General features: G+C 63.7%; 14 protein-coding genes. 4 read left to right on the plus strand and 10 right to left on the minus strand.

Annotated features, from left to right (window positions below; translation table 11 throughout):
- Both M4J40_RS22470 and adhE read right to left on the minus strand, forming a co-directional pair.
- A partial coding sequence (locus M4J40_RS22470) for a glyceraldehyde 3-phosphate dehydrogenase NAD-binding domain-containing protein (RefSeq protein WP_311134048.1) occupies positions 1–84 on the minus strand: 84 nt, incomplete at its 3' end.
- Between the two features lie 203 nt (positions 85–287).
- A complete protein-coding gene (gene adhE, locus M4J40_RS00005) occupies positions 288–2960 on the minus strand; it encodes a bifunctional acetaldehyde-CoA/alcohol dehydrogenase (RefSeq protein ID WP_251751112.1) in 2673 nt (890 codons plus the stop codon).
- A gap of 464 nt (positions 2961–3424) precedes the next feature.
- Here adhE and M4J40_RS00010 point away from each other — a divergent pair, with 464 nt between their 5' ends.
- Positions 3425–4435 (plus strand): LacI family DNA-binding transcriptional regulator, encoded by a 1011-nt coding sequence (locus M4J40_RS00010; RefSeq protein ID WP_251751113.1) that lies wholly within the window; start codon positions 3425–3427, stop codon positions 4433–4435.
- On the opposite strand, the gene M4J40_RS00015 is transcribed toward M4J40_RS00010, so the two are convergent.
- The 8 genes from M4J40_RS00015 to M4J40_RS00050 form a co-directional block, all read right to left on the minus strand.
- Positions 4432–5142 carry an energy-coupling factor ABC transporter ATP-binding protein gene (locus M4J40_RS00015; protein WP_251751115.1) on the minus strand — a complete coding sequence of 237 codons (711 nt, stop codon included), beginning with the start codon at positions 5140–5142 and terminating at the stop codon, positions 4432–4434. The two genes, M4J40_RS00010 and M4J40_RS00015, sit on opposite strands and share 4 nt — an antisense overlap.
- Positions 5142–5897, minus strand: a complete 756-nt coding sequence (gene cbiQ / locus M4J40_RS00020; RefSeq protein WP_251751116.1) for a cobalt ECF transporter T component CbiQ — start codon at positions 5895–5897, stop codon at positions 5142–5144. The genes M4J40_RS00015 and cbiQ overlap by 1 nt, the downstream gene beginning before the upstream one ends.
- Entirely contained in the window at positions 5887–6444 is a 558-nt protein-coding gene (locus M4J40_RS00025; protein WP_251751117.1) for a carboxypeptidase-like regulatory domain-containing protein, read from the minus strand. The genes cbiQ and M4J40_RS00025 overlap by 11 nt, the downstream gene beginning before the upstream one ends.
- The gene (gene cbiM / locus M4J40_RS00030; protein ID WP_251751118.1) at positions 6441–7067 is read right to left on the minus strand and encodes a cobalt transporter CbiM; all 627 of its coding nucleotides are present in this window, start codon (positions 7065–7067) and stop codon (positions 6441–6443) included. The genes M4J40_RS00025 and cbiM overlap by 4 nt, the downstream gene beginning before the upstream one ends.
- 21 nt (positions 7068–7088) lie before the next feature.
- Positions 7089–7850: a DUF4198 domain-containing protein gene (locus M4J40_RS00035; protein WP_251751120.1), complete on the minus strand. Its 762-nt coding sequence runs from the start codon at positions 7848–7850 to the stop codon at positions 7089–7091.
- Between the two features lie 96 nt (positions 7851–7946).
- Positions 7947–8399: a nickel-responsive transcriptional regulator NikR gene (gene nikR, locus M4J40_RS00040; protein ID WP_251751122.1), complete on the minus strand. Its 453-nt coding sequence runs from the start codon at positions 8397–8399 to the stop codon at positions 7947–7949.
- Positions 8400–8485: 86 nt separating this feature from the next.
- Positions 8486–9718 carry a DUF2325 domain-containing protein gene (locus tag M4J40_RS00045; RefSeq protein WP_251751123.1) on the minus strand — a complete coding sequence of 411 codons (1233 nt, stop codon included), beginning with the start codon at positions 9716–9718 and terminating at the stop codon, positions 8486–8488.
- Position 9719: 1 nt separating this feature from the next.
- Positions 9720–10226: a hypothetical protein gene (locus M4J40_RS00050; protein ID WP_251751124.1), complete on the minus strand. Its 507-nt coding sequence runs from the start codon at positions 10224–10226 to the stop codon at positions 9720–9722.
- A gap of 157 nt (positions 10227–10383) precedes the next feature.
- Between M4J40_RS00050 and M4J40_RS00055 the strand changes: the two genes are divergently transcribed.
- The 3 genes from M4J40_RS00055 to parC all read left to right on the plus strand — a co-directional run bounded on the left by M4J40_RS00055 (position 10384) and on the right by parC (position 14030).
- Entirely contained in the window at positions 10384–11175 is a 792-nt protein-coding gene (locus M4J40_RS00055) for an alpha/beta fold hydrolase (protein ID WP_251751125.1), read from the plus strand.
- 27 nt (positions 11176–11202) lie between these two features.
- Complete coding sequence (gene ybaK, locus M4J40_RS00060; RefSeq protein ID WP_251751126.1) at positions 11203–11679, plus strand: Cys-tRNA(Pro) deacylase; 477 nt, start codon at positions 11203–11205, stop codon at positions 11677–11679.
- 89 nt (positions 11680–11768) lie between these two features.
- Positions 11769–14030 carry a DNA topoisomerase IV subunit A gene (gene parC / locus M4J40_RS00065; RefSeq protein ID WP_251751127.1) on the plus strand — a complete coding sequence of 754 codons (2262 nt, stop codon included), beginning with the start codon at positions 11769–11771 and terminating at the stop codon, positions 14028–14030.
- Positions 14031–14116 lie beyond the last annotated feature (86 nt).

Here is a 14116-nt window from a genome sequence, read left to right on the forward strand (position 1 = left end):
GTCCTTGCGACCGGACTCGACGATCGCGCGCAGAACGTTACGACCGATACGACCAAAGCCGTTGATGGCGACCTTTACTGCCATTGTCTGTCTCCCAATTAGGTTGGTTTTATTCAGTGGAGTCAGTAAGTCCTGGAAAACTTGGGGGTGTTCACCAGACCGATCCCGAGCGCCGGGCAACACGGGGTGTACGCTCGCCGCTTTCGGTTGTCACTTCAGAAGGTTTGAAGCCATCCTAAAGCAAAACGGAGGCGAGTTTCCCCGCCTCCGTCGCTGATACTAGGCGCTTATTCCGCCGCCTTTTTGCCCTTGGCCGGCTTGGCCGCTTCCACGGGCTGGGCAGCTGCTTCGACCCGCTCGGTCGGCTCGACGTAGGCCCGACCGTAGTAGCTGTCGATCAGAATGGCCTTCAGCTCGGAGATCAGCGGGAAGCGCGGGTTGGCGCCGGTGCACTGATCGTCGAAGGCCTCGACGGCGATCTTGTCGACCTTGGCGAGGAAGTCCGCTTCCGGCACGCCCGCCGCCTGGATGGAGGCCGGGATGTCGAGCTGCTTCTTCAGGTCGTCGACCCAGGCGATCAGGTTGTCGACGCGCTGCTGCGTCCGCTCGCCGCCGAGACCGAGGTGCTGGGCGACCTCGCCGTAACGAGCCCGCGCCTTCGGGCGGTCATACTGCGAGAACGCCGTCTGCTTGGTCGGGTTGTTGTTGGCGTTGTAGCGGATCACGTTGCTGATGAGCAGCGCGTTCGACAGGCCGTGCGGAAGGTGGAACGCCGCGCCGAGCTTGTGGGCCATGGAGTGGCAGACGCCCAGGAAGGCATTGGCGAAGGCGATGCCGGCGATGGTGGCGCCATTGTGCACCTTCTCGCGGGCGATCGGATCGTTGGCGCCTTCCTTGTAGGACGCCGGCAGATACTCTTTCAGCAGCTTCAGGGCCTGCAGGGCCTGGCCGTCGGAATACTCGTTGGCCAGCACCGAGGCGTAGGCTTCGAGAGCATGGGTGACGGCGTCAATGCCGCCGAAGGCGGTCAGCGACTTCGGCATGTGCATGACGAAGTTGGCGTCGATGATCGCCATGTTCGGCGTCAGTTCGTAGTCGGCGAGCGGATACTTCATGCCCGTCGCATCGTCGGTAACGACCGCGAACGGCGTCACTTCCGAACCCGTGCCGGAGGTGGTCGGAATGGCGACCAGCTCGGCCTTGATGCCCAGCTTCGGGAACTTGTAGATGCGCTTGCGGATGTCCATGAAGCGCAGTGCGAGATCCTCGAAGTGGACTTCCGGATGCTCGTACATCACCCACATGATCTTGGCCGCGTCCATGGCCGAGCCACCGCCGAAGGCGACGATGACGTCCGGCTTGAAGGACATGGCGCGCTCGGTGCCCTTGCGGACGGCGGAGAGCGTCGGATCGGCCTCGACGTCATAATAGGTCTCGACGTCCATGCCGTGGGTCTTGAGCAGCTCAATGACGCCGTCGGCATAACCGTTCAGGAACAGGAAGCGGTCGGTCACCACCAGCGCGCGCTTCTTGCCCTCGAGGTCCTTGAACGCTTCGGCGATGGCGCCGCGGCGGAAGTAGATGGACTTGGGGAGCTTGTGCCAGAGCATGTTTTCGGCTCGCTTCGCGACGGTCTTGCGGTTGATGAGGTGCTTCGGACCGACGTTGTCGGAGATCGAGTTGCCACCCCAGCTGCCGCAACCGAGCGTCAGAGACGGCGCCAGGTTGAAGTTGTAGAGGTCACCGATGCCGCCGAGGGCGGACGGGGAGTTGATGAGGATACGGGCCGTCTTCATCTTGTCGCCGAAAGCGGCGACGCGTTCCTTGTGGCCGTCCTGATCGGTGTAGAGCACCGAGGTATGGCCGATACCGCCGAGGGCGACCAGCGCCGCGGCAGCGTCGACGGCAGCCTCGAAGTCCGGACGACGATAGAGGGCCAGCGTCGGTGACAGCTTCTCGTGGGCGAAGGGCTCGCTCTCTTCGACGCTGTCGACTTCGCCGATCAGGATCTTGGTGTCGGCGGGAACGGCAATGCCGGCGGACGCGGCGATCTTTACGGCGGACTGGCCGACGACGTCAGGCGACAGGTGGCCGCCGGGGAACACGACGTTGCGCACCGCGCCCAGCTCGTTGCCGGAGAGGATGTAGCCGCCGTGGCTCTGGAAGCGCTCGCGCACCGCGTCATAGACGCTGTCGACGGCGATCACCGCCTGCTCGGAGGCGCAGATCATGCCGTTGTCGAAGGTCTTGGACATCAGGATCGACGCGACGGCGCGCTTGATGTCGCCGTACTCGTCGATGACCACGGGCGCATTGCCGGCGCCGACGCCGATGGCGGGCTTGCCGGAAGAGTAGGCGGCCTTCACCATGGCCGGACCACCGGTGGCCAGGATCAGGTTGACGTCGGGGTGACGCATCAGGGCGTTGGAAAGCTCGACCGACGGGGTGTCGATCCAGCCGATGATGTCGGCCGGGGCGCCGGCGGCGACGGCGGCGTCAAGCACCAGCTTGGCGGCGGCGCAGGTCGACTTCTTGGCGCGCGGATGGGGGGAGAAGACGATGCCGTTACGGGTCTTCAGGCTGATCAGCGCCTTGAAGATGGCGGTGGACGTCGGGTTGGTGGTCGGCACGATGCCGCAGATCAGCCCGATCGGCTCGGCGATGGTGATGGTGCCGCCGAGATCGTCGACTTCCAGAACGCCGCAGGTCTTCTCTTCCTTGTACTTGTTGTAGATGTACTCGGAGGCGAAGTGGTTCTTGATGACCTTGTCCTCGACAACGCCCATGCCGGTTTCCTCGGCCGCCTGCATGGCGAGCGGGATACGGGCGGCGGCGGCGGCGAACGCTGCCTGACGGAAGATCAGATCGACCTGCTCCTGGGAGAACGTCGCATAGATTTGCTGGGCGCGCTTGACGCGGGAAACCAGCGCGTCGAGATCTGCCGGGCTGTTGATTGGCATGTTCTTCTCCTGTCTTCCAAGCATTCGTCCCGAAGGCGTTCTTTTCGTTCCGCCGGTTTTGCCACTGTCGAGGCACTGGGCCGGCCGGGCTGCTAAACTCCGAGGGCGAGGCGGGCTGCGAGGGACCTTGTGGCGATCCGCTCTGTCTTGTCCTGCTGCATATGGGATCGTTTTCAGCCAAGCGGTCAAGTCTTGAACCGATTAAGTCACCTGTGCGTAGTGGTACTACCGACCGCCCAAAATTCTTCTAAAGGGCATTGATAGAAAAGGTGAAATCGCCAGGTTCTCGGACAATGGACCGCACTCCTCCCACGGGTCGCCAAACCGTTTTAGAATCCTATCAGAAAAACTACTGATTTCAAATGAGTGCGCCTGAGCAAGCTTCATGTAATCCTTTTCAGTGGCTTTCAGGGCGGGGAGGACGCCATCGGAAAGTTCGGGCAAGGTCGTGGGACCTTTGACAAATGGCGACTAGTATCAAGGACGTGGCACTGCGAGCCGGTGTTTCGGTAGCAACCGTTTCGCGCGTCTTCGGCAACGGCCCGGTCAGCCCCGAGCTACGCGAGCGGGTGGAAAAAGCTATCGCGGCGACAGGCTATCGTCCCAACCTCTCGGCCCGCCGGCTGCGGTCCCGGCACTCCCACACGATCGGCCTGATGGTGGCCGACATTCGCAGTCCGTTCTTTACGGAACTGAGCCGCGTGGTCGAGGATGAGGCCTATCGGTCGGGAATGCGCGTCATCCTCTGCAATACCGACGAGAACGCGGATCGCGAGGCGATGTATCTTCGCCTGATGGAAGAAGAGCGCGTTACTGGCCTCATTTGGGCGCCGACTCGCGGCAGCCTCGAACGACTGGCCGAAGACGACCTGCCTTTTCCGGTGGTGCTGGTCGATCGGGGTGGGCCGGTCGGGCGCCATGATAGCGTCGTTCTCGACAACCATCAGGCAACGGCGAGCCTTGTCCATCATCTTCACAGTATCGGCCGCAGCCGTATCGTCGGTCTGTTCGGCAACGCGTCATCAACGGCTATCGACCGCCATCTTGGCTACCTCTCGGCCACCGCGTCGCTCGGCCTGTCGTCGGAAGCCTTCTTCGTCGCTCCGAGCGCAGAGGCCGCCGAGCGCGAGATCCTCAAAGTCTTCTCCCGTCCTGATCGGCCAGACGGCATCATCGCTTCGAGCAATCTGATGCTGCTCGGTATCGTCAAGGCGATGCGACGGCTGGATATCCGGACGCCGGATGATGTGGCCATCGCCGGTTTCGACAACGAGACCTGGTCGGAGCTGGTGGGACCGGGTCTTACAGTCATCGAACAGCCGGTCGGCGATATCGGCCGAATGGCGATGACGTTGCTATTCGATCGGCTGAAAGCGCCAAAGGCGCCCGCACGCAAGGTGATGCTCTCCGGCCGGCTCATCGTGCGCGGCTCGACGGCGCCAGTGACCGGCCTCGTCGACGAACCGGTCGATTAGTCCTCGTCGATCGGATGGAAGTGCACGTGGTCGTGCCGGTGTTGATGCCGGTGCGCCACCGCCGGTTTCAGCCGGCCGTCCTCAAGAAGGACCGCTCGCGTCGACAATGTCGCAAGGAAATGAGCGTCGTGCGATACCAGGATCATCGCCACCGACAGGTCGGCGAGGATGGCGGTGAGGCGATCTAGATGGGCCTCGTCGAGCGCGTTGGTCGGCTCGTCGAGCAGCAGCACGTCCGGATCCATGGCCAGCACGCCGGCCAGCGCCACCAGCCTTTTCTCGCCACCGGACAGGTGATGGGTGACGCGCTTTTCCAGCGACAGGAGATCCAGATCGGCAAGCACCGTCATGGCCCGCTCGATCGCCTGTGCCGGCGTGAAGCCGAGGTTGAGAGGCCCGAAGGCAACATCCTCGATGACGGTCGGTGCGAATAGCTGATCGTCTGAATCCTGAAACAGGAAGCCGACACGTTGGCGCAGGTCGCGAAAGTCGTTCTCCGTGCGCCGGTGGCGGCCGAAGGCGACGATTTCGCCGCTTTCAACACGCTCAAGCCCGACGATGGAGCGCAGCAGCGTGGTCTTGCCGGCCCCGTTGGCGCCGGCCAGCGCCAGCCGTTCGCCACTTTCGAGTTGGAGATCGATTCGATCGAGCACCAGCCGACCATTGCGCCGAACGCTGATGTCGGAGAGAGCGAGAAGCGCGGTCATCAAAGGCGATCCATGAGCAAGGCCGCGCCAACGAGAAGGCAGGCCAGTCCGGCAGCGCCGATGTCGACGAGCCCGAGCTTCTCAAGCGTAACAAGTGGGAACCGCCCTGCGAAGCCCCGGCAGCGCATCGCTTCGTTCACCCGTTCGGCGCGCTCGACGGCCCGGACCAGCAGTTGGCCGATGAAATGGCCGTAGCTTCTCATGGTGTGGACGTTGGTGCCCGGCAGGAAACCGCGCAGCCGCATGGCGTCATGAAGGCGCCGCGCCTCGGCGCGCAGAAGCTCGATGTAGCGGATGGCAAACAGGAAGACCTGAATGAGACGCGACGGCAGGCCGAGGCGGCCGAGAGCGTGCCCCAGACGAGTGGGCGTCAGCCCCGAAAACAGCGACAAGACGACAAGAGCAGCCGCGCTGATGCGAAGAACGATCGTGACCGCCCGCTCAAGACCGGGCAGCGACAAGCTGAGCGGTCCGATTTCGATGAACGGAGGAAGACGGGTCAGCAGCGGCAACGCGATGAACAGGATCAGAAGAAAGCCTTCGACGTGCAGCAAGCGGCGGATCGTTTGCTTCGAAGAAATGCCAGCGAGCCTGGTCAGCACGAGACCGATGATGATGGCCACGCCGAGCAACGCCCAAGATCTGAGGCTGACGAGCGTCAGCACGAGGAGCACGGCGACGACGACGCGTGTTCGTGTGTCGAGCCGGTCGAGTGGATAAATGCGAGCGGCCGCGTCGATCGCGTCAGCTGCCATGGCCGCTCCGGCGCGAGCGGAACCAGGCCCAAAGGCCGGCGAGGCCCATGATCCAGCCAAGGCCGCCGATCAGATCGTTGAAGCGAACCCGCCCCTCGGCGGCGTCATAGGCCTCCATGAGCGGGCGGATCTGGCGCGCCACCGCCGCATCGACCGCCTTGGCGATGCGCGCGTCGAGGTCGGCCGGAACGGCGGAAGTTGAGGGCGTCACAGGGGCGGGGGAGGTCACGGCGGGCGTCCCGTCGGTTGAGATGTCGACGCTGGCGAAGTGCCCATCGCCCCCGGTCAGTGTCAGTCGATAGCGACCGGGTGTTGGCGGTGTGAAGTTGAAGTCGCCATCCTTGCCGGTCTTGAGGCGCCCGATCTCCGTGCCGTCCGGCTTCGTCACCAGAATCTCAGCGCCTTCGGGGCGGCCGCCGCCGATATAGAAGCCGTAGCCGGCGATGGTTTCGCCGGTCACCTGTGCGAACAGCTTGAGGCGATGGGCCTCGGCCGGCAAGACAAGACAGATGACCGCGGCGAGAGTGACGGCGAAACGGCGGATCACGGGGTTGTTCCGATGACTGTGGAGGCTCCGATCATGTCCGGTTTCACCTTGAGAAGATAGAGCGTCACGAAGGCTGTCACCAGGGCTTCAATAATGGCCAGCGGCAGGTAGGCCACGGCCATCACGCTGATGGCCGGGGCGAACGCCGGCTCCGACAGGGCGATCTCGACGCCGACCAGTCCGGCAGTGACGAGGACCGATAGCGCGGCCGAAAGGCCGGCAAGACTGGCCGAACGGACGGGGTTTCCGGCTCTGATGAACGGGCGAACCGCCATGGCAAGGAGCACGCCCGGCAGCGCCATGTTGACGAGATCGACGCCAAGCACCGTCAGCCCACCGAAACCGAACAGCAACGCCTGAAGCAGCAGGCCAACGAAGATCGCAGGAAACGCCTTCCAGCCGAGCACGAGGCCGATCAGCCCGCCGAGCAGCAGGTGGACGGAGGTTGGGCCAAGCGGAAAGGCCAGCGACGAGGCAATGAAGAACACGGCGGCGAGCAGGGCGGTTTGCGGAATGTCGCGATCACCGAGCTTGCGAACGCCGAGCCACAAGCCGCCGGCGCCGGCCAAGGTGCCAACGGCGAGGACGGGCAACGACAGGACTCCGTCGGGAATGTGCGCCATGTCAGGCGTCCCACCCGGCCATCACTTCGGGCCGCCCATGTCGGTCGCCTTGACCCACATCAGCGCGCCGAGTTCGGTGGACGCTGGCTTCCCAGCCGGCGACTGCGCCTCCGGACCATCGATCAGCGCCGCGAAGCCCCACCATCCCGCCTTGGGCATCGCATAGGAGAAGACGCCCATGTCGTCGGCCTTGATCACCTGGGTGATGAACGCTTCGTTGGGAGGCGTCACCGAGCCGTCGTTCACCCACTCCACCTCGATCTCGGCGCCAGGGACTGGCTGGCCGTCCTTGAGGACGACGCCACGGAACAGATTTCCTGTCCAGATCCCGGTCGGACGAACGAGCGGCGCGATTTCCACTGGCAGACCGACGAGACGATCCCAGCCCTCACCGGAGGCGTAGCCATCCACCACCACCTTGGCATAGTGAATGATGTACTTGTTCTCGGCGGGCTCCCAATAGGGCTGGGGCTCGACGAACAATACCTGGGCGCCCGGCTCGGCGATGTTGCGCTCGAAGCGCCAGGCCTGCTTGCCGTCGATCGGGGTTTCGACAAGGGTCCCCGAAAGATCCTCGATGCCTCTCTCCGTGACGACGCCGACGCGCGTTGGCCTGACCATGTCCATGGTCGGGCCGCGTTCCATCGGGTGGGTAAAGACGAGATCGACAACAACCTTGCCGCCATCGGGCAAGACATCCTCGGACGGCAGGATTTCTTGGAAGTGGGCGAACGCCGGGGTTGCGAGGGCGATCAGCGTGGCAGCGGCAGCGAAGGTGCGCATCGATCTTTCCGTCTTGCGTTGGTATGACGAAAATACAAAATCGTCATACCTGCGCAATACGGTAAAAGGCTAGGGTGGCATTGGTTGACGCAGGGCTCAGTCCGATGCGTCGTGCGAATGCCCGTGCGGTGTGGGACGTTCGCTCTTGCCCTCGATAGGAACGACCACCAAGCGGCCGTAGCGGACACCTCGCTCGGCGGTGAGGTGCTCGGCAAAATGGCTGATCTCGCCGGCGCGTCCCTTGAGAAGCGTCACCTCAAGGCAGTTGGCCTCATCGAGGTGGACATGCGTCGTCGCCAGCGACAGGTCGTGGTTATGGTGATGCACCGCTGCAAGCCGCCGCGCCAGTTCCCGTTTCTCGTGGTCGAAAGTGTAAACGACGGCGGCAACGCATTCCCGGTCGGGATCGGCCGTTGTCGCCAGCTCACCAAGACCGGCGCGCGCCAGGTCACGGATCGCTTCGGAGCGGTTCTGATAGCCGCGTCGGGCTATGAAGGCATCGATTTCCTCGATGAGGTCGTCATCCAGTGTGATGGTCACCCGCTGCAAGGCGCTCTCCCGATTCCTGGCTGGCTTTTGTTCGCGAGTGTGGAGGGTAGCAGGGCTGGCCTAGGTAGGGATAGCCGTTCGTCCCCCTACACGCGAGCGAGCTCGCTGGCAAAGGATGAGTAGCTTGCCGAGGAAAGCGGCAGGTATGTCTTGTTCATGCGGCCGCAGATCGTCTTGAGCTTGTCGACGGCGGTATGGCTGACGCAGTCGACGGGGAACATCACGATGTCGGCGCGGACGAGCACGCCATCCAGCGTTTCGGTCGACTGCTCGGCGCCCCCGTCGTGATGGATCAGGGAGCCGCGGCAACGTTCGACGAGGTCTCGCATGCGCGACACCGTGCGCGGCCGTCCACCGATATAGGCGATGCAGCGTCCATCGAGGTTGAACGGGCAATCGTCGGCGCAGGCACCGCTGCCGGCACAGGTTGGGACCTCCGCCAGCCGATCGAGCAACTCGTCCGTCCGTGCCTCGGCGGCGGCGAGACGATCGGTCAAGCCATCGACTTCGGCGGCAAGTCGGTCGTTGCGACGCAAGGCAAGATCGAGCCGGCGGGCCAGGCCGTCGGCTTTGTCGGCAAGTCGAGCCGTCTCCTCGCCGCCTTCCAGATCCGCGACGCGGACACGCAACGTAGCCGCCTCGCGGACGAAGGGCTCGATGGTGGAAACGAGCCGGCGTAGCCGCTCGATTTCACGGTCGCGAGTGGCAAGCGCCTCCAGATGCCCGGCATTTGCCTGTTCCAGCCGACGGGCGAGGGCGGCGCGTTGTTGCTCGGCCAGCGAGCGGGCGCGAGCGTCGCCCCGGTGCGAGGCGCCGCAGAGATGCGACATCATGTGGACCTCTCCGAAGACACGGACCTCGAGCGCTCCGCCGAGATGCATGTGGCTCATAACGGCCCAGAAGGCGCCCGCAATCTGCCCCTCGGCAACTTCCCGGTCCCAGAAGGCCGATAGCTCTTCCTCAGAGCAGCAGCGAGATGCCTTGCGCACCGCTCCGGCGTGGTTGGCGTCGAGCAGCTTCTGCACGGCGCTGGAGGCGCGGTTTCGGCTCGACATGGAATGCACGAACGCGCCGTGCAACTCGTAGTCGGTCATCAGTTCGATGCCGTGGAAAAGGCCGAGCCGCTTCGCCGTCTTGCGCAGTTCGGCCAGGGTCAGGCAAGTGCCGAGCGTCACGCAGTGGCAGCTCTTCGGCAGGTCCCAGATCTTGGGGCGCTCGTGACGAACAGGGCGAAGAGAGGGTCGGTCTGGCGACAAGGAGTTGAGCGCTGTTGCGGCCTCGACGGCTTTCGGGAGCGAGAAGACAGGCTTGCCCAGCATGTCAGTTACCCTTGGGAAGCAGGACGCATAGGGCGCGATCGACCGCCTCGGCGGAGACTTCCAACTCGAACGGGCAGCCGCGTCCGGCGCAAAGATCGGCGTGGGCGCAGCGGAACATGCCGGCGCGCATCTCCACGAGTTCCGCGCACATGCGTGCTTCCACCTCGGTGCGGTCGGGTGGATCGAGTGCCTCCAAAACGGCGCGCCTCACTTCGATCTCACGGTCGACAGGCATGTCCGGCGCAATGCCGACCGGCGCATGGACAAAGCGATAAAGTCGCGACACGCCGACGAGGCTTGCCGCGTATCCGTCGGGCGCGCGCGGACGGGGCACGAGCGCGCAACGTTCGGTCAGCCGGCGGCAGGCGAGGGCGTCCGGTTTCTGCCGGGCATGGTCGCCATCGTCGGCTGTCCGACGTTTGTCCTCCCCAACGAAGCGTACGAGGACAAGCAGATCCTCGACGTCCTGTGTGAGCCAGCTCTCGGGCATGGGGTGAGGTGCGGTCATGGTGGGATTCCAGCGATAGGATTTGCCTATACGGAGCATAACTTGAGTTTATAAGTCAAGTATAAGTGAAAGTGACTACCGCACGGCGGTTTGCCCTTGCCCTTCAAATGGCAAACCGCCAATCTGCGATTGTCCGCGCGTCCATTCGGAGTTGCGATTGTCCACTCAGTCTTCAGCCAGCTTCGAGGTCCGTCTCCATCATTCAGGGGGAAACGGCGCGCCGCTCATTCTCGTCCACGGTTTTGGCGCCGACCGTCGAACCTTCACCGCCAATCAGCCGGCGCTGTCGGCGGTCGCCGACGTCTGGTCGCTCGATCTGCCGGGACACGGGGCGTCGCCCTGGACGGAGGGCGTGGCGCCGTCGGCCGCCGCCTTTGCCGACGCCATTCGCAATGCGTTGGACGCAGAGGGTGTCGATCGTGTCGATATGGTCGGTCACTCGCTTGGCGGCGCCGTTTCCGGCGTGTTCGCAGCCCGCTATCCCGGCCGCATCAGGTCGCTGACGGTGTTGGCAGCCTCCGGGCTCGGCCGGCCTGTGCCGCGCGTCTTCGTCGAGACCTTGCCGACCTTGACCGATGTCGAGGCTGCCGAGCATCTGCTCCAGCGCCTGTTCGTCAGGAAGAGTCTCGCCAATCGACGCCTTGCGCTCTATATGCTCGACGAACTCGAAAAACCCGGTCGTCGCGCTGCGTTGTCGCGTATCGCCTCGGAAATGAAGGCGATTTCCGCCGAGGCGGACGCTGCCTTCCGCGAGGTCGCCGAGACTGGCCTGCCTCGCCTCGTGGTCTGGGGGGAAGGCGACGCGGTCAATCCGCTCGATGAAGAGCGTCTGGCCGCCGTCGGCGGTGAGCGCTTCGTCATTCCCGAGGTTGGCCACCTGCCGCATGTGGAGGCGGCGGTCGCCGTAAACCGTCGGCTTCCCGACTTTCTGGCCGGGCTTGCCGCCTGAGTTCCGTTCTCCGCAAAAGGCCCTTCGATGTCCCGCACCACCCGCGCCACCCAGTTCCTCGACAAGGCACGCGTTGCCTATGAGACTGTCACCTACGACTACGATCCGGATGCCGACCGCATCGGCATGCAGGCGGCCGAAGCGATCGGCGCCGAGCCGTTCCGCGTTCTGAAGACTCTGATGGCGGAGGTGGACGGCAAGCCGGTTTGTGTCGTCGTGCCGTCCAACCATGAAGTGAGCATGAAGAAGCTGGCGGCGGCCTTCGGTGGCAAGTCTGCCCAGATGATGAAGCCGGCCGATGCCGAGCGCGTCACTGGCTACCACGTTGGCGGCATCTCGCCCTTCGGCCAAAAGAAGCGCGTGCCCACCGCCTTCGAGGAAGCGGCGCTCGCCCACGAAACGGTCTACATGAACGGCGGCCAGCGCGGCCTGCAAGTTCACCTCAAGCCGGCGGATGCGGTGAAGGCGCTGGATGCCAAGGTGGCGCCGCTCGTGGCCGATTGACACTAATCCGGGGACAAAATCGGTCCACTCGCGGATAACCGCTTGCCATTCTGTTGCACTTGGACGGGGGCGATTCTACCCATCGTGCCATGGGCAAGGAACTGATTCCCTCCGACGGCGTCGAGCCGATCAATCTTCGAGAGGCGCTCGAAGAGCGTTATCTCGCCTATGCGTTGTCGACCATCATGCACCGGGCGCTGCCCGATGTGCGAGACGGCCTGAAGCCGGTACACCGACGCATCCTCTACGCCATGCGCCTTCTGCGCCTCGATCCCGGAAACGCCTTCAAGAAGTGCGCCCGTGTGGTCGGCGACGTCATCGGTAAATATCATCCGCATGGCGATGGCGCGGTCTACGAGGCCATGGTGCGCCTCGCGCAGGACTTCTCCCAGCGGTATCCGCTGGTCGATGGCCAGGGCAACTTCGGCAATATCGACGGCGATAGCGCCGCCGCGCAGCGCTATACCGAAGCGCGCATGACCGAGGTCGCCCGACTGCTGCTGGATGGGCTGGACGAAGACGCGGTCGACTTCCGCGAGACCTATGATCAGGCCGACAAGGAGCCGGTGGTTTTGCCAGGCGCCTTTCCGAACCTTCTCGCCAACGGTTCGGCCGGCATCGCCGTCGGCATGGCGACCAATATTCCGACCCACAACGTCTCGGAAATCTGCGATGCGGCCATCAAGCTGATCGACGCGCCGGAGACCCCTGTCGAGGGGCTGGTCAATCGCGACCAGGGTCCGATCAGGGGACCGGACTTCCCCACCGGCGGCATCATCGTCGAAAGCGCCGAGTCCATACTGGAGTCCTATCGAACAGGGCGAGGCGGTTTCCGAGTCCGCGCGCGCTGGCACCGCGAGGATCTCGATCGCGGCATGTGGCAGGCGGTGATCACCGAGATCCCCTATCAGGTCCAGAAGGCCAAGCTGATCGAGAAGATCGCCGAGCTGATCACCGATCGAAAGGTGCCGCTTGTCGAAGATGTCCGCGACGAGTCGACGACGGACGTTCGTGTCGTCATCGTTCCCAAGTCGCGCAACGTCGACGACAAGCTGATGATGGAAGCGCTGTTCCGCCTGTCGGAGCTGGAAAGCCGCTTCCCGATGAACATGAATGTTCTGTCGCGCGGCCAGGTGCCCAACGTGCTCGGCGTGCGGCAGGTGCTGATCGAGTGGCTGGCGCATCGTCGCGAGGTGCTGGTCCGTCGCTCGCAGCATAGGCTCGACCAGATCAACGCCCGCCTGGAACTGCTCGAAGGCTTCATAATCGCCTATCTCAACCTCGACGAGGTGATCCGCATCATCCGCGAGGAGGACGAACCCAAGGTCGAGCTTATTCGCGCTTTCGGCCTCACCGAGACGCAGGCCGATGCCGTTCTCAACATGCGCCTGCGCAACCTGCGCAAGCTGGAAGAGATGGAAATCCGCAAGGAACACGCGGAGCTTTCCAAGGAGAAGGCCGAGATCGAAGACCTGCTGGGCTCCGAGAAGAAGCAGTGGAAGACGGTGCGGTGGCAGATCGGCGAGGTGAAGAAGGAGTTCGCCCCCGACAGCAAGATCGGCAAGCGCCGGACCAGCTTTGGTGACGGCCCCGCCCACGCTGTTGACGACGTGATGGAAGCGCTGATCGAGCGTGAGCCGATCACCGTCGTCGTCTCCGAGAAGGGGTGGATTCGCACGCTGAAGGGACACATTTCCGACGTGTCCGGTCTTCAGTTCAAGGCGGGCGACGGGTTGAAGCTCTTCTTCAAGGCGGAGACCACCGACAAGTTGATCGTTTTCGCGGACAACGGCAAGGTGTTCACGCTTGGGGCGGACAAGCTGCCCGGTGGGCGATCGGCCGGAGAGCCGATCCGGCTGATGGTCGACATGGAAGATGGCGCCGATGTCGTCGACGTGTTCGTACACAAGCCCGAGCGCAAGCTTCTCGTGGCATCCTCGGATGGGTACGGCTTTGTTACTGCCGAAGCAGACCTTGTTGCGACCACCCGCAAGGGCAAGCAACTGCTGAACGTGTCGGCCGGACAGAAGGCCAAGCTGATGGTTCCGGTGGAAGGCGATCATGTCGCCATTATCGGCGAAAACCGCAAGTTCCTAATCTTCCCACTTGTCCAGGTGGCGGAGATGGGCCGCGGCAAGGGTGTGCGCCTTCAGAAATACAAGGATGGCGGCGTATCCGACGTTCGTGTGTTCGCCGCCGATGCCGGCCTTATCTGGACTGACGCGTCGGGGCGCGTGTTCCAGCGAACGATGGCCGATCTCGCCGACTGGATCGGCGATCGCGCTACCGCCGGACGGCTGCCGCCATTGGGATTCCCGAAATCGAACAGCTTCGGCCCAAGGGGGCTCTGACGAGTCGTTCGGGGCTGTAACGATTAAGTACTACATTTGGTGTGCATGAAACCCGTTGGCCACAGTCTTTGCTGCCTTTACGGGCC

The organism is Pleomorphomonas sp. JP5, assembly GCF_023721815.1.
Lineage (GTDB): Bacteria > Pseudomonadota > Alphaproteobacteria > Rhizobiales > Pleomorphomonadaceae > Pleomorphomonas.